This window comes from Micromonospora yangpuensis (genome assembly GCF_900091615.1).
In the GTDB taxonomy this organism is placed as follows: Bacteria; Actinomycetota; Actinomycetes; order Mycobacteriales; family Micromonosporaceae; genus Micromonospora; species Micromonospora yangpuensis.
Window position 1 is genome coordinate 2410057 of record NZ_FMIA01000002.1, and the last position, 18406, is coordinate 2428462.

General features: G+C 71.9%; 16 protein-coding genes and 1 riboswitch. Of the genes, 7 read left to right on the top strand and 9 right to left on the bottom strand.

The features are described 5' to 3' along the window. Positions 1-33: 33 nt before the first annotated feature. The 4 genes from pseI to GA0070617_RS11060 all read right to left on the bottom strand — a co-directional run bounded on the left by pseI (position 34) and on the right by GA0070617_RS11060 (position 4256). Complete coding sequence (gene pseI, locus GA0070617_RS11045; RefSeq protein ID WP_091436146.1) at positions 34-1080, bottom strand: pseudaminic acid synthase; 1047 nt, start codon at positions 1078-1080, stop codon at positions 34-36. Next, on the bottom strand, positions 1077-1580 hold the full coding sequence (locus GA0070617_RS11050) for a GNAT family N-acetyltransferase (protein WP_091436149.1): 504 nt from the start codon (positions 1578-1580) through the stop codon (positions 1077-1079). The genes pseI and GA0070617_RS11050 overlap by 4 nt, the downstream gene beginning before the upstream one ends. Beyond that, a complete protein-coding gene (locus tag GA0070617_RS11055) occupies positions 1577-2836 on the bottom strand; it encodes a glycosyltransferase family 2 protein (protein ID WP_091446235.1) in 1260 nt (419 codons plus the stop codon). The genes GA0070617_RS11050 and GA0070617_RS11055 overlap by 4 nt, the downstream gene beginning before the upstream one ends. Before the next feature lie 94 nt (positions 2837-2930). Further along, positions 2931-4256 carry a polysaccharide pyruvyl transferase family protein gene (locus GA0070617_RS11060; protein WP_091436152.1) on the bottom strand — a complete coding sequence of 442 codons (1326 nt, stop codon included), beginning with the start codon at positions 4254-4256 and terminating at the stop codon, positions 2931-2933. Between the two features lie 296 nt (positions 4257-4552). Here GA0070617_RS11060 and GA0070617_RS11065 point away from each other — a divergent pair, with 296 nt between their 5' ends. Next, positions 4553-5755 carry an acyltransferase family protein gene (locus GA0070617_RS11065; protein WP_091436154.1) on the top strand — a complete coding sequence of 401 codons (1203 nt, stop codon included), beginning with the start codon at positions 4553-4555 and terminating at the stop codon, positions 5753-5755. A gap of 288 nt (positions 5756-6043) precedes the next feature. Then, positions 6044-6188, top strand: a riboswitch (cyclic di-AMP (ydaO/yuaA leader). 9 nt (positions 6189-6197) lie between these two features. Then, complete coding sequence (locus GA0070617_RS11070) at positions 6198-7124, top strand: C39 family peptidase (RefSeq protein ID WP_091436156.1); 927 nt, start codon at positions 6198-6200, stop codon at positions 7122-7124. Positions 7125-7263: 139 nt separating this feature from the next. On the opposite strand, the gene GA0070617_RS11075 is transcribed toward GA0070617_RS11070, so the two are convergent. From GA0070617_RS11075 to GA0070617_RS11090, 4 genes are all read right to left on the bottom strand, one after another. Next, positions 7264-8970 (bottom strand): CDP-glycerol glycerophosphotransferase family protein, encoded by a 1707-nt coding sequence (locus GA0070617_RS11075; RefSeq protein ID WP_091436158.1) that lies wholly within the window; start codon positions 8968-8970, stop codon positions 7264-7266. Between the two features lie 42 nt (positions 8971-9012). Further along, positions 9013-10515 carry a bifunctional cytidylyltransferase/SDR family oxidoreductase gene (locus GA0070617_RS11080; protein WP_091436160.1) on the bottom strand — a complete coding sequence of 501 codons (1503 nt, stop codon included), beginning with the start codon at positions 10513-10515 and terminating at the stop codon, positions 9013-9015. Positions 10516-10654: 139 nt separating this feature from the next. Continuing rightward, positions 10655-11473 carry an ABC transporter ATP-binding protein gene (locus GA0070617_RS11085; protein ID WP_091436162.1) on the bottom strand — a complete coding sequence of 273 codons (819 nt, stop codon included), beginning with the start codon at positions 11471-11473 and terminating at the stop codon, positions 10655-10657. Next, the gene (locus tag GA0070617_RS11090) at positions 11466-12362 is read right to left on the bottom strand and encodes an ABC transporter permease (RefSeq protein ID WP_091436164.1); all 897 of its coding nucleotides are present in this window, start codon (positions 12360-12362) and stop codon (positions 11466-11468) included. The genes GA0070617_RS11085 and GA0070617_RS11090 overlap by 8 nt, the downstream gene beginning before the upstream one ends. Before the next feature lie 253 nt (positions 12363-12615). Between GA0070617_RS11090 and GA0070617_RS11095 the strand changes: the two genes are divergently transcribed. Then, complete coding sequence (locus GA0070617_RS11095; protein WP_091436167.1) at positions 12616-13212, top strand: TetR/AcrR family transcriptional regulator; 597 nt, start codon at positions 12616-12618, stop codon at positions 13210-13212. A 37-nt stretch (positions 13213-13249) separates the two neighbouring features. Here the strand turns inward: GA0070617_RS11095 and lhgO are convergent, their stop codons facing one another. Further along, positions 13250-14446: an L-2-hydroxyglutarate oxidase gene (gene lhgO, locus GA0070617_RS11100; protein ID WP_091436169.1), complete on the bottom strand. Its 1197-nt coding sequence runs from the start codon at positions 14444-14446 to the stop codon at positions 13250-13252. 134 nt (positions 14447-14580) lie between these two features. Between lhgO and GA0070617_RS11105 the strand changes: the two genes are divergently transcribed. Genes GA0070617_RS11105 through GA0070617_RS11120 form a run of 4 tightly spaced genes read left to right on the top strand, consistent with a single transcriptional unit; the run spans position 14581 to position 18344 of the window. Beyond that, positions 14581-15720 carry a DegT/DnrJ/EryC1/StrS family aminotransferase gene (locus GA0070617_RS11105; RefSeq protein ID WP_091436172.1) on the top strand — a complete coding sequence of 380 codons (1140 nt, stop codon included), beginning with the start codon at positions 14581-14583 and terminating at the stop codon, positions 15718-15720. A gap of 26 nt (positions 15721-15746) precedes the next feature. Further along, positions 15747-16679, top strand: coding sequence for an NAD-dependent epimerase/dehydratase family protein (locus tag GA0070617_RS11110; RefSeq protein ID WP_091436175.1), 933 nt, complete (start codon positions 15747-15749; stop codon positions 16677-16679). Next, on the top strand, positions 16676-17137 hold the full coding sequence (locus tag GA0070617_RS11115; protein ID WP_229688312.1) for an acyltransferase: 462 nt from the start codon (positions 16676-16678) through the stop codon (positions 17135-17137). The genes GA0070617_RS11110 and GA0070617_RS11115 overlap by 4 nt, the downstream gene beginning before the upstream one ends. Positions 17138-17156: 19 nt before the next feature. Then, a complete protein-coding gene (locus GA0070617_RS11120) occupies positions 17157-18344 on the top strand; it encodes a glycosyltransferase family 4 protein (protein ID WP_091436177.1) in 1188 nt (395 codons plus the stop codon). Positions 18345-18406: the final 62 nt, after the last annotated feature.

Here is an 18406-nt window from a genome sequence, read left to right on the forward strand (position 1 = left end):
TCGGGCGGGCGGCGCGGCCCGCGCGGTGACGGCTCAGATCAGGTCCCAGCTCAGCGGGGTGCCGCGGGCGGCGTCCCGGGTGAAGACGCGGCCCAGCACCCGGTCCAGCTCGACCGGGGGCAGGCCGCCGGCCGGCCGGATCGACCGGACGTTGTCCCGGGTCACCGGCGTACCGGTGGCGACGTCGGCCACGACGTAGAGCGAGCGGCGGAACCGCAGCCCCTCCCGCTCGGTGGGGGTGGGGCCGACGACGGTGTCACCGAGCGCCGCCCAGGCCCGCTCGGACTCCACCCGCAGTGCGGCCAGCTCGGCCGGCTCCAGCGAGAAGTCGGCGTCCACCCCGCCGTCGCCGCGGCGCAGCGTCACGTGCTTCTCGATCAGGCAGGCGCCCAACGCCACCGCCGCCACCGGCACGCCGATGCCGGGCGTGTGGTCGGACAACCCGACAGGTACGCCGAACGCGTCGGCCAGCACCGGCAGCCGCCGCAGGTTGCTGTCGCGCGGCGGGGCCGGGTACGCGGCGGTGCAGGCCAGCAGCACGATGCCGGCGGCCCCGCCGTCCCGGGCGGTACGCACCGCGGCGTCGATCTCGGCCAGGGTGGCCATCCCGGTGGAGATGACCATCGGCTTGCCGGTGCTGGCGACCAGCCGGATCAGCGGCAGGTCGACCAGCTCCGACGAAGCGATCTTGTATGCCGGGGTGTCCAGTCGCTCCAGCAGCGCCACCGCCGTCGCGTCGAACGGCGAGGAGAAGACCGTCAGGCCGTGCCGGCGGGCCCGTTCGAAGATCGGCTCGTGCCACTCGTACGGGGTGTGGGCCCGCTCGAAGAGCCGGTAGAGGTGCTCACCACCCCACAGGTCGTGGCCGCGGGAGATCCGGAACCCGGGCGCGTCGACGTCGATGGTGAGGGTGTCCGGCCGGTACGTCTGGAGTTTCAACGCGTGCGCCCCGGTGGCGGCCACCGCGTCCACGATCTCCAGGGCCCGGTCCAGGCTGCCGTTGTGGTTGCCGGACATCTCCGCGACCACCAACGGGCGCTCCCCGGCACCGACCACGTGCGGACCGATCTTGACTGTCATGGCTCTCTGCTCAATTCCGTCCACACCACCTGGTGCGGCACTCCGTCGACGTCCCGCTGGTAGCGGCGGACACTGTGGAACCCGAAGCGCCGGTGCAGGGCCAGCACCGGCTTGTTGTCGGCGAGCGTCTCGCCGCCCAGGCTCCGGGCGCCGAGTTCTCCGAAGGCGTACGCGATCGCCGCCTCCTGCATCGACATCCAGGCCCGTAGCAGCTCCCGCCGCGCGTCCAGGCCGTCGATGTCCAGGTAGAAGCCCCAGACCAGGGCGCGGTGCGCCGAGGTCAGCCCGCTGAAGGTCACCACCGCGCTGTCGGCCTCCCGGTGCCGGTGGACCAGCACCCGCCGGTCCGGGTCGGTGCGGGTCCGCGCCCACCAGGCGGCGTGTTCGGCGGGGGTGATCTCGTGCCGGGTCAGGCTGACCGCGCGGACCTGCGGATGGTTGCGCCAGCGCAGGATCCGCGCCAGGTCGTCGTCGGTGGCCGGGCGCAGCGAACCGGTCATCGCCGCCTCGCCAGCACCTTCGACCCGTCGGCCGCCACCGCACCCTGGCTCGCCGCACCCTGGGCCGTGCCGCCCGGGGCCGTGCCGCCCTGGGCCGTGCCGTCCTGGGTGGTGCCGTCCGGGGCCGTGCCGCCCTGGGTGGTGCCGTCGGCGGTCGGCCCGTCCGGGTCCGTGTCACCCGGGGTCGTGCCGCTCGGGGTGGGCCCGTCGGCGGTGGCCTCGGCGGGGCGGGTGGCGCGCAGCCGGCCGGCCATCCGGTGGGCCCGCCGCAGCGCCACGTACGCCAGGTAGCTGTCCCGGCCGACCAGGCGGTGCTTGAGCCCTGGCACCCCCTCCGGCTGCGGGTAGCCCTCGGCGGGCAGGTACCGGCGGTAGTGCTCGGCGACCCGGCGGAAGAAGTCCCGGCGCAGGTGCGGGTGGAGCCGGTCGTCGTTGCCCACCACCACCAGGTAGTGGCTGATCATCAGGGCGAACAGGTCGGCGCGCAGCCGGGGGTCGACGCCGTGCCGGTCCACCCAGTCGAAGAGCCGTTCGTACTGCGCGAAGGCGTCGAAGTGCCGGTCGCTGCGGGTGGAGGTGATCGCACCGAGGCGGCCCTGCCGGTACCGGTAGCAGACCTGGTCCAGCACCGAGATCCGGCGTGCGCCGATCAGCAGCGGGTGACTGAACGGGATGTCCTCGTACCAGCCGGGGTGGAAGCGCAGCCCCAGCTCGTCCAGGAAACCCCGCCGGACGACCTTGTTCCACGCGGTGTGCTGCAACCGCAGCAGCTCGGGACGCTCGGTCAGGGTCACCGGGCCGGGCACCCCACGCAGCAGGTGACTGCTGGCGTCGACCTCCAGCCGGCCGTTGTCGTGCACCCGCAGGTGGTCCAGGAGCAGCACGTCGGGCCGGTCGCGGCGCAGCCGCCGCAGCACCGTGGCGACGGTGCCGGGTGGCAGCCAGTCGTCGCTGTCGACGAACCAGACGTACTCGCCGGTGGCCTGGTCCAGGCCGGCGTTGCGGGCCGGGCCGAGCCCGACGTTGCGGGCCAGCCGGACCACCCGCACCTGCGGGCGGCCGGCGGCGTACGAGTGGAGCATCTCGCCGCACCGGTCCGGGGAGGCGTCGTCGACGGCGACCACCTCGACCGCCGCGGACTCCTCGGCGGTCAGCCCGCCGAGGATCGACTCCAGGCACTGGTACAGGTACGCCTCGACGCCGTACACGGGCACGACGAAGCTCAACAGGGGGGTTCGCGTCGGATCGGTGACCACGCCCGCCACCTTCGACGGCGTGGGTGGCCGGCCCCGGAACCCCGCGTGTACGGGTGACGGGCGGTTACTTAACAGCCCGTCACCCTCCGGTGAACTATCGGTTGAGGATCTGCTTCACCCGGCCGCCGACGGCCTGCCGGACCCGGGTCCGCAGCCGCTGCCCCTGCAACTCCTCCAGGCTCGCGCGCAGCTCGGCGTTCTGCTCCCGCAGCCAGTCCACCCGGGTGATCCACTGCTCGGCCGGGGTGGACACCTGCGGCTGCACCGGCGGCGGGAAGACGGTCTGGCGGACCTGCTCGTCGAAGCGGGCCGCGCTGTCGCCGTCGGCGAAGGAGTTGCCCAGGTCGTGCTTGTTGAGGAAGGACAGCATCGTGGCGTACCGGGCCTTGTGCCCGTTGTTCAGCGCCGTGTAGTCCGCCTCGTCGTAGAGCTGCGCGGCGTCGACGTCACCGGAGACGTCGGTCATCTCCCGGTACGGGATGTCGAAGTAGCGGGCCAGCTCCAGGGTGCGCGAGTCGTGCGCGAAGAGGTAGCCGGGGGTGCCGGCGATCAGCGCGGTGATGGTGCCGTGGATCCGGGTGCCGAAGTTGAAGTCGAAGTCGGACAGGTGGTCCATCCACGTCCACGGGTCGACGAACATCCGGATCTTGTCCTCGGTGAACAGCGGGTGCGAGGTGTGGATCGGGATGTTGCTCTTCTTGCCCCGGTCCTCCGGCGCGTCGCCGAAGAGCAGCACGCCGAGGGTCTTGACGTCCTGCGGGATGTAGCAGAGGTTCGGGTACTTCTTGTGGTGCGCGCTGATCACCTTGGCCATCGACTTGACGTACGGCGAGACGGTCAGCGCGATCTTGTCGTTCGGGCCCAGGTACGGCTTCTTCTTCTCCACCCGCAGGTTGTCGCCGTGCAGGAACATCGACGGGCAGCCGATCACCTCGACCGCCGAGAAGCCAAGCGTCCGCAGGTAGCTCTCGGTGATCTCACCGCGTACCCCGATGGTGTGCGACCGGTCGAGCACGGCGGAGACGAAGTCCTTGACCGTGTCGTCGATCGGGCGCAGGTACTCCCGGTCGCCCTTGAGGTTGGTCTGCGCGCCGACCCCGAGCACCACCACCGGGATCTTCAGCTTGCGGATCAACCGGGTCATCCCGGCCAGCCGGTGGGCGAAGCTGCGGCGGAAGGCGTTGGCCAGCGGCACCACGAAGACGTCGTACGACTCGTTGATGATGTCGGCCTCGCGGGCGTCGGCCCGGAAACCGGTGGAGGTGATCTCCGCCGTCGCGGTCCGCAGCAGCTTGTGTGCCGAGTGGCTGAAGACCAGGTTGCCGGTGTTGTCGCCGATCCAGTTCCGTTCGAAGGTCTCCTCCGGGGAGTAGATGTCGAACGGCCCCTTCTTGGCTCGGAGCAGAATCCGCTGGTGCATCGCTGGTCCCTCTCGTCGTTCCCGCGCCTGCGGTCATCCGGTAGACGCCGCAGGCGAAGCGGTGCGGCCCCGTCGTACTTCCGCCCCTTCGGCGAACCGAATCGTCAACTCTCTGGAGACCGGAATTTTAGGGCATCGGTCCGCTGCGGACCCAGGTGCCCACCGTGATCATGATCGTCGGATGTGCCGGAACCGGGCATCCCGGGCCCGGGTAAGGTGCCCCGCGGCGGTCGATGCCCGGCCGCCGGAAGAGGAGACGTGGTGCTGGTGGTCCCGAGCATGCCCGGCGTAGCGGCATGACCAGCGTCGCGGCGACCGGTACGCCGTCGGCCCTGTCCCGCCTGCCCTCGCTGACCGGCCTGCGCTGGATCGCGGCCCTGCTGGTCTTCGGATTCCACGCGGCCACCATGCGGGTCGTCGCCGAGCCGGGACACCAGGCCGTGCTGGAGCGGATCTTCACGCTCGGCCTCTCCGGCGTGCAGTTCTTCTTCATCCTCAGCGGTTTCGTGCTGGTCTGGTCGGCCCGGCCGGAGGACACCCGGCGGGCGTTCTGGCGTCGCCGGGCGGCGAAGATCTATCCCAACCACATCCTGATGTGGGCGGTGGCCCTGCTGGTCGGCCTCTGGTTCGCCGACCCGGTCAGCCTCCGGGCCGCGCTGAGCAACCTGGTGCTGATCCAGGCCTGGGACCCGACCCCCGGCATCTTCTACAGCATCAACACGGTCAGCTGGTCGCTCGCCTGCGAGATGTTCTTCTACCTCTGCCTGCCCTTCGCGCTGCCGTGGATCCGGCGGGCCCGCCCCGGGGCGCTCTGGGCAGTGGTGGTCGCCGTGCCGCTGCTGATCGTGGCGCTCTGGCCGGCCCAGCTGCTGGTCGCCGAGGAGAACCGCTGGTGGTTCACCCAGGTCTTCCCGATCACCCGGTCGCTGGAGTTCTGGATGGGCGTCGCCGCGGCCGAGCTGATGCGGCGGGGCAGCTGGCGTGGTCCCCGGCTCACCGTGGCCACGATCGTCTTCGTCGCGACCTGGGTGGTCGCCGGCCAGTGGATCCGGGCCGAGCTCTGGGCCGGGCTGCTGTCGGTGGCGTACATCCTGGTGATCACCGCCGCCGCAGACGCCGACGTGCACCGGCGGCCCTCGCCGTGGCGGTCCCGGCCGCTGGTCTGGCTCGGCGAGGTCTCGTTCGCCTTCTACCTGGTGCACGTCCTGGTGATGGTCACCGTGCTGCGGCTCACCGGCCACTACGGTGTCGGGCTGCCCGGCTGGTGGGGGCCGTTCGCGGTGGTCGCCTTCCTGCTGGTCAACCTGGGGCTGGCCGCGATGCTGCACCGCTGGGTGGAGAACCCGATGATGCGGCTGTTCGGCCCACCCCGCCGGGCCGCGTCCGCCGGTGACCGCGGGCTGGGGCCGGTGCCCGCCGGTGCCCGCCGGTCGGAGTCGGTGCCCGCCGGTGACGGTCGGCCCGGATCGGCACCCGCCGGCACCGGTCGGACCGACTGACGCCAAAATTCCCGTGACCCCGGTCACAGGGGTCTCGGATTCGGGCACCCGACACATCCGGGCCGAATGCTGCCGGGTTTTTCCCGACGATGCTCACCGGTCGTCCGGTTGTCGACCACCGGTGCCGTCACAAACGCTCGTCCCATTGAGTCACGTCAGCGGGTTAATGGGTTGTCGGGTACTTCGCTGATCAAGGTTTCCGCAGGTGAAGTGGGGTTGGCAGGAGAAATGTCGGCCAGTAGTGTCGCTGCGGTCCGGCGCGGTTCCCGTTCGCACAAGCGCGACCGCCGCGTCGACCCGCTCAATCGTCGTACGACGAACCGGGGACCCACAGCACCACTGGGGTGAATCCGCGCAGCCACGGCTCGCGGTAGGGCGAATTCTTCCCGCCCGAATCCGTCAGCTAACCCGGTAGGCGGCACCGGAAGGAGTTCCATTCCCCGTGCCTCACCCCCTCAAACGGCAGTTCCGTCGACTCGCTGTGGACCGTTCGTACCAGGTCGTCGCCGCCTCGGCCGCGACCCTCGTGGTGGCCTCGGGCACCGGTCTGCTGATCGCCACCGGTGACCGGCCGGAGCCCGACCGGCAGCAGCCCAGCGCGGTGGCCGAGGTGGCGCCGCAGGCCGGCGAGATCGCCGCCCGCAGTGAACTGCGGGTGCCGGCGAGCGTGGCCCCCTCGCTGACCACCGCCGCCCCGTCGCCGACCGCCACCGCGTCCCCGTCGGCCGCGTCACCCTCGGCCGCATCGCCCTCGGCCGCATCGCCCTCGGCCGCGCCGTCGCGGGCCGCCAAGCCGGTCGCCGCCGCCAGCTCCGCCGCGCCGGACCCCGACCTGACCCGCCCGGCCGCGCCCAAGCCGCCGGCGTCGAAGGTCCTCGACCACGTCTACCAGGCGCAGACCACGTACTTCTACTGCGGCCCGGCCGCGGTGCGCAACGCGCTCAACGCCGCCGGGATCGAGCGCAGCCAGGACACCCTGGCCGGGATGCTCGGCACCACCGAGTTCGGCACCAACTCCGCCGCCGACACCACCCGGGTGCTCAACCAACTGGTCGACGGGGCGCCCTACCGGACCCGGATGATCCCCGGCGGGGCCGCCACCGCGGCCCAGACCGACCGGCTCGTCGACGACGTGGTCACCGCGATCGCCGCCGGCCGCAGCCCGGTGGTGAACATCGCCGGCACCGCCACCGACGTCGCCGGTGGCTGGCACTCCTTCCCCGGCGGGCACTACGTCGCGGTGGTCGGCTACCGCGACAACGGCCGGACCGTCCGGATCTCCGACTCGGCGGACCCGGGCAACGCGCTCTACTGGATGTCCACCTCCGCGCTTGCCGACTGGATCGCCACCCGCGGCTACTCCGCCTGACCGGGCTGCCCGCTCCTCGCCCGGCCCAGCCCCGCACACCGGGGCCGGCCCGGAGACCAACGACGCCGGTCCCCCCGTCACGGGGGGACCGGCGTCGGTCGTCGTACCGGGCGGGGTGGGTCTCCGCCGGTAGGGGGCCTCAGCCGGTGGGGGAGAGGCGTACGCCCCCGCCGGCCTGCGACGGCGTGGCCCGGGGCTCCGGCGGGCTCCAGCCCGGCTCCAGGTGCCGCCGGGCGGCGGCCAGGAACACCTCGGCGTACGTCTCGGCCGGGAAGTCACCGAGGTAGTGCGCCCGGGTGGCCCACCGGGCCGACGCCGCCGGATCGGTCTCCAGCAACCGGGTGAGCACCTCCTCGACGTCGGCCAGGTCCCGCCGCAGCAGGTAGCCGGAGGCGGCCAGCGGGAACCGCTCGACGAACCGGTCGTCGCCCAGCATGTCGGTGACCGCGTACGGCTTGCCCGAGTAGAGGTAGTCGGAGATGACCCCGGAGACGTCGGAGATCAACGCGTCGGAACGGTTGACGCACTCGGTCAGGGTCAGCTCCCGGCTGGCCGCGCCGAAGACGTGCTGCCGGCCGGTGCGGGACCGGTCCGCGGCGAGCAGCTCGGTCACCCGGGCCAACTGCCGGGCCGAGGTCGGGTTCTGCGTGGTGTACGGGTGCGCCCGCAGGATCACGGTGGCACCCCGGGCCAGCAGGGCCCGGATCAGCCCCTCGGCCACCGGCAGCGAGCAGTAGTTGGCGTCGGCGTGGTGCCCCGTCCAGGTGGGGGTGTAGAGGACGGTCGGGTTGGCCGATGCGGTGACCGGCTCCCGCCGGACCTGGATCGCCTCCACCTGCGGGCGGCCGACCACCTCGAACTTTTCGGCCGGGATGGCCACCCCGGCGCGGGCGTACCGCTCGATGGCCGCCGGCCCGGCGACGAAGATCCGGTCGAAGATCCCCGACACCGGGTTGGCACTCGGCGCCTTGTCGCTGTCGCCGTGGTGCAGCTGGATGTGGGTCAGCTGGGTGAACCGTACGCAGTGGCTGTTCTTCGCGCCGTGGTTGACGTAGAAGGCCGCCCGCAGGCTCGGCACCAGCACCTCGTCCAGCGCCTTGAGCGTCGGGCAGAACACCACCGGGGCGCTGGTGGCCGCCGACACCGAGCCGAGGAACTCCGGCTCCCGCAGCACCACCAGGAACGGGCGGCCGAGTCGTTCCAGGTACGGCAGCCACATGGTGACCTGGTACTCCGAGCCGGGCGGGGCGGAGAAGTAGAGCAGGAACTCCGGCTGGTGCCGGCGCAGCGCCCGCCCCACCGGGGTGCCCGCCTGTGGACGCAGCCGGCCCCGGGCCAGGCCCAGGGCCACCGTACCGGCGGCGGCACCGACGGCGAGGGTGGCCAGCAGGGCCACCACCGCCGGCAGCACCAGCAGGGCGGCCAGGGCCACCACCGCGAGCAGCGCCAGCACGGCGTTGCCCAGCTGGGCGGCGATGGTCGCCGACCACTGCCGGACCGGTAGGTTGGCCGCCCGCAGCTCCAGCAGGCCGGCCTCGCGCAGCGGCCCGGCGAACAGGATCAGCCCCAGCACTGCCAGCGCGGTGACCGCCAGCACCGGATCGAAGCCGGCGTCGAGCCGGCGGGCGTAGCCGACCAGGACGCCCGCCGCCACCAGGGTCGTCTCGGGCAGCACGTCGGCGGCGGGCCGGACCCGGCGCTCCCACGCGGCGGCGGCCAGCGCCGCCACGGCCAGCGCCAGCCCCCAGCCGGTGGCCCCGGTGAGGGCGACGACGCCGAAGGCGAGCAGGGCCAGGCCGGTGGTCAGGCACCTGGCGATCAGCTTCCTGACCAGGTCACCACGCATGTCACTCCGCTTTCCGGTCGCGCTCGGGGGGTGGGCGCCGGTTCAGCCGGTCACCACGGCGGAGGGCCGGGTGGCCTGACTCGGCACGGTCGCCGCCGCCGGGGCCTCGCCGGGTGCCCGCCGGACGTCGATGACCTGCCCGGTCAGCTCGGAGATCAGCACGTCCAGCGAGGCCTGGGCGACGGTCTCGGCGGCCAGCAGGGTGTGCTCCGGCTCCTCGCCGAAGGCCCGGGTCCGCATCGGGGTGGCGGTGCGCTCCGGGTTGATGCAGTTGACCCGGACGCCCAGCTCGGCCCACTCGTCGGCGAGCGCCTGGGTCAGGTTGACCAGGGCGGCCTTGGTGGAGGAGTAGAGCGCGTACTGGGAGCGGCCCCGGGTGTAGGAGCTGGACGTGTAGAGCAGCAGCTGACCCTTGGTCTGCTGCAGGTAGGGCAGCGACTGCCGGGCGATGGTGACCGGCCCGACGAAGTTGACCTGCAGGACCCGGTCCATGGTCGCCTCGTCCATGTCGACCAGGGCGCCCTTCTCCAGGATGCCCGCGGTGACCACGACGTGGTCGATGCGCCCGGTGGCCTCGAACGCGGTCTTCAACGCCGCCTCGACGTCGGTGGCCTGCTCCACGTGGGTGCCGGTGCCGGAGCGGCTGAACGGGAACACCTGGGCGCCGTAGCGGCGGGCCAGCTCGGTCAGCTCGTGGCCGATGCCGTAGCTGCCGCCGAAGACCACGATCGTCCGCCCGGCCAGCTCCTCGGAGTAGCTGCGCGGGTCGGTCAGCCGGGGCACCTGGGCGGCGGCGAGCTGGAACAGCTTGTCCGCCAGGTGCACGTCCACCGGGTGGGTGACCTTGATGTTCTCGTCCGAGCCGTCGATCACCTTGATCGGGGTGCCGGGCAGGTAGCGCAGCACCACGCCGCAGTCGTCGGTGGCGGCGAAGTGCGGGTCGTCGGCGGCCAGCCGGTACGCCTCGCGGATGGTCTGCGAGCGGAACGCCTGCGGGGTCTGCCCCCGGCGCAGCCGGGAGCGCACCGGGATGTCGGTGATGCACTCGTTCTCGTCGACCTGGATGATCGTGTCGGCCGAGGGGATCGCCACGTCGACCGCGGCGTAGGTCCAGAGCGCGTTGACGCACTCCCGGACGATCCGGCCGCTGACCAGGGGGCGTACCGCGTCGTGGAAGAGGATGTTGACGTCACCCTCGCCGACCGCGTCCAGCGCGATGCGGGTGGTGTCGTTGCGGGTCTCGCCACCCTCGATCACCTTGCTGACCTTGCGCAGGCCGGCCTTGTCGACGATCGCCTGGGCCTGCGGGACGTGCCCGCTGGCCATCAGCACGATCACCTCGTCGATCTCCGGCGCGCCCTCGAAGACGGCCAGGGTGTGCTCGATGATCGGCTTGCCGGCGATCTTCAGCAGCTGCTTGGGGATGCCCAGGCCGAGCCGGGTCCCGGTGCCACCGGCCAGGACCACCGCCACTGTCCGCGTGGGGCGCCATCCGGTGGCGGCCTCCGGTGCGGCGTCCGGGCCAGTGGTGTGGTCCTGCGTCATTGCAAATCCTCACTTCCAGGGGAGAACAGTGGGGGCACCGCAGGCGGCGACCCGATGAACCTTAACGCGGCCACCGCGTCGCCGGCTCCGGCGACGCGGTGGGACGACATCGCCCGAACACCGCACGGACGACGGAACTCTACTTGCCGTTCACGTACGCCTCATAGGCCTTGATGACCTCGTCGGTCGGGCCGTCCATCTGCAGCACGCCCGATTCCAGCCAGATGGTGCGCTCGCAGGTGTCGCGGACCGAGGAGAGCTGGTGGCTGACCAGGAAGACCGTGCCGGCCCCCTCGCGCAGCTCCCGGACCCGCTGCTCGCTGCGCTTGCGGAACCCCTTGTCCCCGGTGGCCAGTGCCTCGTCGATCAGCAGCACGTCGTGCTTCTTGGCCGCCGCGATGGAGAACTTCAGCCGGGCGGCCATGCCCGAGGAGTACGTCCGCATCGGCAGCGAGGCGAAGTCGCCGCGCTGGTTGATCCCGGAGAACTCGATGATCTCCGGGGTGAGGCGCTCGACGTCGGCCGGGGACATCCCCATCGCCAGGCAGCCCAGCACCACGTTGCGCTCGCCGGGCAGGTCGTTCATCAGGGCCGCGTTGACCCCGAGCAGCGAGGGCTGCCCCTGGGTGTAGATCGCACCCCGGTCGACCGGCAGCAGCCCGGCGATCGCCCGCAGCAGCGTCGACTTGCCGGAGCCGTTGCTGCCGATCAGGCCGATCGCCTCGCCCTGGTACGCGGTGAAGGTGACCCCCTTGACCGCGTGCACCTCGCGGACCTGCGGCGCGGAGGTGCGCGACACGATCCGCTTCAGCGCGGCGACCGGGCTGGTGCCCCCACCGGCGCCCTTGTGGATGCGGTAGATGACGTGCGCCTCGTCCACCACCACGGTCGGAACCCGGTCCTGGATCCGGGGCAGGGTGACGGTCACGTCGTTGGACGTCTCGATCTGATCAACCACGGCCGTACTCCTGTTCGCCGCGCCAGAAGTAGATGAAGCCACCGATGCCCATCAGCACCGCCCAGCCCACCGCGACCAACCAGAGCTGGGTCGGCGAGGAGTTGAGCAGGGGCGCCGACTCCAGCAGGGACATCCGGGCCAACTCGATGTAGACAAGCGCCGGGTTCAGCTCGACCAGCCGGGCCGCCCAGCCGGGCAGGCTCTGCTCGAAGAGGGTGACGCTGTAGAGCACCCCGGAGCCGTACATCCAGGTGCGCAGCACGAAGGGCATGACCTGCTTGAGGTCGGCGACCTTCGCCCCGGCGCGGGCCACCGCCATGGTCAGGCCGGCGTTGAAGACCGCCTGCAACAGCACGGTGGGGATCAGCAGCAGCCACTGCCAGGTCAACGGCTCGCCGGTGACCAGGACGATCCCGGCCAGCACCACCAGCGCGCCCATCAACTGCTGGAACTGGGTGAGCATGGCGGCCAGCGGCAGGCAGGCCCGGGGGAAGTGCAGGGCCCGGATCAGCCCGAGGTTGCTGGTGATCGACTGGGTGCCGTTCTGCACCGTGGTCTGGGTGAAGTTGAAGATGAACAACCCGGTGGTCAGGTACGCGATGAAGTTCGGCACCCGGTTCTGTTCGAGCACGATGCCGAAGATCAGGTAGTAGACCGCCGCGTTGGTGAGCGGGGTGAGCACCTGCCAGAGCTGCCCCAGCTTGGCGTTGCTGAACGAGGACACCAGCTTGGCGTTGGCGTACGCGGTGATGAAGTGCCGGTAGGACCAGAGCCGGCGGCTGTACACGGCCAGCGGCGGCCGTTCGCCGGCGACCCGCAGCCCGTGCCGGGCGGCCAGTTGCGCCTGGGTCAGGCCGGCGTCTGGGTCGGCCAGCGCGGTGTTGGCCATTGGTGGGGCGCTCCGATCTTTTGTGCCGACGGGGTGCGCGTGACGACGGGGTGCGCGTGACGGAGTCGGCGTGACCGGTACGTGCGGCGTCGCCCCTTCGCTGCGTGGACGGTAGTCGAATTTACGTCGGGACGCAACCGTACCGTCGTTGCGCTACATTGGGTGGCGTGACAGGTGAGAAGAGCAGACGGTGACCAGGCCGGAGGAGGCGCAGGTGACGACCGGTAAGCGCCGCACGCCGGCGGGCGCGGCGGTGCTGCGCGACGACATCACCGCGGCCATCCGGCGCGCGTTGACGCAGGAGTTGGCCGCGGTCGGCTACGGCCGGCTCTCGATCGAGGCGGTGGCCCGCCGGGCCGGGGTCAGCAAGACCGCCATCTACCGCCGGTGGAGTTCCAAGCTGGAGCTGGTCCTGGAGATCGTCTCGGCGTCGGCCGGGCGCAAACTGCCGACCCTGGACACCGGCAGCCTCCGGGGCGACCTCCAGCTGCTCTTCGCCGCCGTGGTGCACGCCCTGCGGCATCCGCTGGCCGCCCAGATCATCCCGGACCTGCTCGCCGAGGCCGCCCGCAACCCGCAGATCGACCAGACCCTGCAGCAGGTCCTGCGGGCCCGGCAGCAGGAGATCGGCGGACGCCTGGTCGAGCGGGCGGTACGCCGCGGCGAGCTGCCCCCGCAGACCGATCCGGACGCGGCGGTGGACCTGATCGCCGGCCCGCTCTACTGGCGGCTGGCCATCGCCCGCACCCCGCTGACCGAGGCGTACCTGGAGACCCTGGTCGAGACGGTGGCCACCGGCCTCGGCGCGCGGCGGGCGCTGCCCCGCCAGGGCGGCACCGGCACCGACTGACCGCCCACGTCCGATCCGCACCGGTGCCGCCGCCGGCCTAGCGGGCCGGGGCAACTGGCAGCCGGGAGACGATGTGCCGGGCGATCTCCAGCGAGCTGGTCGCCGCGGGCGAGGGCGCGTTGAGCACGTGCACCTGCCGCCCGGTCTCGACGATCAGGAAGTCGTCCACCAGCGTGCCGTCCGGGCGGATCGCCTGGGCGCGTACCCCGGCGCCGGCCCGGACGATGTCCGCCCCGGTCAACTCGGGTACCAGCCGGGCCAGACTCGCCGCGAAGCGCCGACGCGACAGCGACCGGGCCACCTCGGTCAGGCCGTACCGGTAGTGCTTGCGGCCCAGCGCCCACAACCCCCGGTAGGACACCTCGTCGAGGACGTCACGCGGACTGATCCGTCCCCAGGAGTACCCCTCCCGGGAGGTGGCCAGCACCGCGTTCGGTCCGGCGTGCACGCTGCCGTCGATCATCTTCGTCAGGTGCACGCCGAGGAACGGGAACTGCGGGTCCGGCACCGGGTAGATCAGCCCCCGGACCAGCTCCCGCCGACCCGGGGTCAGCTCGTAGTACTCGCCCCGGAACGGCACGATCCGCACCGGGGTGGGCACCCCGGCCAGCCGGGAGATCCGGTCGGCGTGCAGGCCGGCGCAGTTGATCAGCACGTCGGCGGGCACCTCGCCCCGGGTGGTCTGCACCACCACCCGGTCGCCCCGGTCGACCACCCCGGTCACCTCGGTGCCGGTGCGCAGGTCCGCCCCGCCGGCGGCGAGCAGCTCGGCGAGCTTGCGGCAGACCGCGCCGAAGTCGACGATGCCGGTCGAGGTCACGTGCAGCGCGGCGACGGCGGCCACGTGCGGCTCGTACTCCCTCGCCTCGGCCGCGTCGATCAGGCGGACCGGCAGGCCGTTGGCCAGCGCCCGCTGGTGCAGCGCGTGCAGGCGGGGCAGCTCGGCCTCGGCGGTGGCCACGATCAACTTGCCGCAGATGTCGTACGACAGGTCGTGCGCGGCGCAGAACTCCACCATCGAGGCGCTGCCCGCCCGGCACAGGGTGGCCTTCAGGCTGCCCGGCGGGTAGTAGACCCCGGCGTGGATCACCCCGGAGTTGTGCCCGGTCTGGTGGGCGGCCCAGCCGGGCTCCTTCTCCAGCACGGTGACCTGGTCGCCGGGCCGGTCGGTGAGCAGCCGGTGCGCCACGGCGAGGCCGACGATCCCGCCGCCGACGACCACGTACCTCGTCATCACTGAACCCCCTGCGCGCCGGCGCCGTCGTCGGCGCCGCGAGCGATGGTAGCCAATCGACCCGGCGTGCCCGATTCGCGCCCGAGCCCCGGGATTGGCCTACACTGCTGCGGGTCCATCTTCACGGGAGTCACATGTCTGACGTCATCGCCCTCGGTCAGCCCACGGTCGGCGAGGCCGAACTCGCCGCCATCGCCGAGGTCTTCGCCTCCGGTTGGCTGGCGGGCGCCGGGCCGACCTGCCGCCGGTTCGAGGAGCGCTTCGCCACCGTGGCCGGCACCGGGCACGCCCTGGCCACCGCCAACTGCGGCTCCGCCCTGCACCTGGCGTTGCTGACCCTCGGGGTGGAGGCCGGCGAAGAGGTCATCGTCGGCGACTACACCTTCCCGGCCACCGGACACTCGGTGCTCTGGGCCGGTGGCAAGCCGGTCTTCGCCGACGTGCGGCCGGACACCTGGACGGTCGACCCGGCGGCGGTCGAGGCGGCGGTGACCCCCCGGACCGTCGGCATCATCGCGGTCGACGCGTTCGGCCAGCCGGCCGACTACGACGAGTTGCGGGCCATCGCCGACCGGCACGGGCTTTTCCTGGTCGAGGACGCCGCCTGCGCCGCCGGGGCCAGCTACCGGGGCCGGCCGGCCGGCAGCCTGGCCGACGTGGCCACGTTCAGCTTCCACGGCCGCAAGGGCATCACCGCCGGTGAGGGCGGGGCGTACGTCACCGACCGGGACGACCTGGCCGCGCACGCCCGCAAGCTGCACACCTACGGGGTCGAGGGGGCGCTCACCCGGGCCGAGCTGTCCCACCTGCCGATCCCGAGCTTCACCGAGCTGGGCTACAACTACCGGCTCTCCGACATCTCCGCCGCGATCATGCTGGCCCAGCTCGACCGGCTGCCGGACCTGCTGGCCGCCAAGCGGCGCACTGCGGCCCGCTACGGTGAGCTGCTCAAGGACCATGAGCTGATCACCACGCCGTACCAGGCGCCCGACCGCGAGCACCCCTGGCAGTCGTACGTGGTCACCCTGGACCCGGCGGTGGACCGGGGCGCGGTGGCGCTGGCGCTGCGTCAACGGGGCGTACAGTGCACCTTCGGCACCTACGCCTCCCACCTGCAGCCGCTGTACGGCCAGAGCGCGCCCTGCCCGGTCTCGGCGGACCTGTTCGCCCGGCACCTGGCCATCCCGATGCACGCCAACCTCACCGACGCACAGGTCGAGACCGTCGCGGCGACCCTGGTGGACGTCGTCGACGCCACCGCCGCCGGTCGTTGATCCCCCCAGGAAGGACACTGTCCGACATGTCGAAGCAGACCGTCTTCATCACCGGCGGCGCGGGCTTCATCGGCCTGCACGTGGTGCCGATGCTGTTGGAGAAGGGCTACCGGGTCCGGATCTTCGACAACATGTTCCGCGGCGACCGGGACAAGGTCGCCGAGCTGGTGGCCACCGGTGACGTGGAGCTGATCGACCAGGACGTCCGCTACGGCGGCGCGGTGCACGCGGCGATGAAGGGCTGCGAGTACGTGATCCACCTCGCCGCGGTGTCGATCAACAAGAGCCAGGCCGACCCGTACGAGTCGGTCGACATCAACATCGTCGGCAACCACAACGTCTTCGCCGCCGCCGCCGACCACGGCGTCAAGCGGGTGGTCTACGCCTCGTCCGCCTCGGTCTACGGCGACCCGCAGAAGCTGCCGATGCACGAGGACGACCGGCTCGACCCGCTCACCCCGTACTGCATCGCCAAGCGGGCCGGCGAGGACCTGCTCGGCTTCTACCAGCGCAGCAAGGGGCTGAACTGGATCGCGCTGCGGTTCTTCAACGTCTACGGCCCCGGCCAGAAGCCGACCGCCTACTACACCTCGGTGATCAACCACTTCGTCAAGCGGTTGAAGACCGGCCAGCCGCCGGTGATCGACGGCAAGGGCGAGCAGTCGATGGACTTCATCCACGTGCACGACATCGCCCGCTCGGTGGTGGCCGCGCTGGAGGCCGAGCAGGGCAACGTGCCGGTCAACATCGGCACCGGGTTGGACACCTCGGTCGCCAGCCTCGCCGAGATCCTGATCAAGGCGGTCGGGGTGGACGTCGAGCCGCAGTTCAACCCGCGTGAGGTGCTGGTCAGCCGGCGGGCGGCGGACATCACCCGGGCCCGCGAGGTGCTCGGCTGGGAGCCGACCATCGCCGTCGAGGACGGCATGACCGACCTGATCAAGACCGAGGTCGTGTGACCCGGGAATCCACCGTCGGCGGTCCGCCAACCGGCGGGCTGCCGGCGAACCCGTACAATCCCCTGGCCTGGATCATCGGGGAGCCGGTGATCGGCGCCGGGACGTGGATCGGCGCGTTCACCGTCATCGACGGCTCCGGTGGGCTCACCATCGGCGCCGGCTGTGACATCAGTTGCGGCGCGCAGATCTACACCCACTCCACGGCCCGGCGGTGTGTCTCCGGCCGGGCGTACCCCTCGGTCGACCGGGCGCCGGTGTCGATCGGCGACCGCGTCTTCATCGGCGCGAACGCCACCGTGATGATGGGCGTCACCGTGGGTGACGGTGCGGTCGTCGGCGCCGGGGCCGTGGTCACCCGGGACGTGCCGGCGGGCGCGGTCGTGGCCGGGGTGCCGGCCCGGGTCGTCTCCACCGTCGAGACCGACGGCGGCGACGTCCGGTTCGTACCCGTGTCGTAGAGCTAGGAGTACCCCTCCCGTGCGTATCGCAGTGGTCAACAACTTCTTCCCGCCACGCGCGGGGGGAAGCTCACACCTGTCCGAGTCGTTGGCCCGGGGCTACGCCGCCGCCGGGCACGAGGTGCTGGTGCTCACCGCCGCCTACCAGGACGCACCGGCGGTCGAGGAACGCGACGGCCTGCGGATCGTCCGGTTGCCGGCGTTCATGTTGCCGCAGACCCGGCTGGCGGTGAGTTTCGACATCTCGTTCACCACCCGGCCGAGTGTGCTGCGTCGGGTCCGTCGGCTGCTCGACGACTTCCGGCCCGACGTCATCCACCAGCACGGTCAGTTCTTCGACCTGACCTGGGTGACCTCGCTCTACGCCCGCAAGCGCGGGGTGCCGGTCCTGCTGTCGGTGCACACCCGGTTGGAGAATCCGGCGGCCCGCTACGCGAAGGTGTTCCGGGGGCTGGACGCCACCATGGTCAAGCCGTTCATGTGGCGCTCCCGGCCCCGGGTGGTGGTGATGGACGTGCTCATGCAGGAGTACATCGAGTCCCGTTACCGGGGCGCGTACGCCGGGCTGGCGCCGATCCCGGTCGGGGTCGACCCGGACTGGGTGCTCGGTGGCAACGGTCAGCGGGTCCGGGACCGGCACGACCTGGGTGCCTCGCCGGTGATCCTCTCGGTGGGGCACGTGATCCCGCTGCGCGACCGGGTCGCCCTGGTGGAGGCCCTACCCGAGGTGCTCGCCGCCGTCCCCGACGCCAAGCTGTTGATCTGCGGACAGGTCTACTACGACGTGTTCGCGCAGCGGGCCCGCGCCCTCGGGGTGGAGCACGCCGTCATCGCCGCCGGCAAGGTAGCCAAGAGCGAGATTCCCGACTACCTGGCCGCGGCCACCGTCGAGTCCCACGAGCAGGGCATCGGCCTGGGCACGGCCACCCTGGAGGCGATGGCCGCCGGGGTACCGGTGGTGGCACCGGCCCGGCCGGACAACTTCCCCGGTGTCGAGCTGGTCGACGGCGAGAACGTGCTGCTCTGCCCACCCGGTGACGGCCACGGGCTGGCGGCCCGGCTGGTCCGCGCGCTCACCGATCCCGCCCTGGCCAAGCAGGTGGGCGTCAACGGTCAGGCGCTCATCCGGGCCCACTTCAGCCTGGAGCGGGTGCTCCAGCGGCACCTCGCGGTGCTCACCGAGATGGCGGCGGCCCGAGTGCGCTGACCCTCCGACGACTCCCGATGGCCCCGGTTCCCACCGGGGCCATCGTCGTCTCCGGCTGCTCG

Bases quoted from the DNA above. Each gene is read 5' to 3' on its own strand.
- GA0070617_RS11065 (WP_091436154.1), top strand. From the start codon at position 4,553: ATGACCAGCGTCGCGGCGACCGGTACGCCGTCGGCCCTGTCCCGCCTG.
- GA0070617_RS11060 (WP_091436152.1), bottom strand. From the start codon at position 4,256: ATGCACCAGCGGATTCTGCTCCGAGCCAAGAAGGGGCCGTTCGACATC.
- GA0070617_RS11080 (WP_091436160.1), bottom strand. From the start codon at position 10,515: ATGACGCAGGACCACACCACTGGCCCGGACGCCGCACCGGAGGCCGCC.
- lhgO (WP_091436169.1), bottom strand. From the start codon at position 14,446: ATGACGAGGTACGTGGTCGTCGGCGGCGGGATCGTCGGCCTCGCCGTG.
- GA0070617_RS11050 (WP_091436149.1), bottom strand. From the start codon at position 1,580: ATGACCGGTTCGCTGCGCCCGGCCACCGACGACGACCTGGCGCGGATC.
- pseI (WP_091436146.1), bottom strand. From the start codon at position 1,080: ATGACAGTCAAGATCGGTCCGCACGTGGTCGGTGCCGGGGAGCGCCCG.
- GA0070617_RS11110 (WP_091436175.1), top strand. From the start codon at position 15,747: ATGTCGAAGCAGACCGTCTTCATCACCGGCGGCGCGGGCTTCATCGGC.
- GA0070617_RS11090 (WP_091436164.1), bottom strand. From the start codon at position 12,362: ATGGCCAACACCGCGCTGGCCGACCCAGACGCCGGCCTGACCCAGGCG.
- GA0070617_RS11075 (WP_091436158.1), bottom strand. From the start codon at position 8,970: ATGCGTGGTGACCTGGTCAGGAAGCTGATCGCCAGGTGCCTGACCACC.
- GA0070617_RS11105 (WP_091436172.1), top strand. From the start codon at position 14,581: ATGTCTGACGTCATCGCCCTCGGTCAGCCCACGGTCGGCGAGGCCGAA.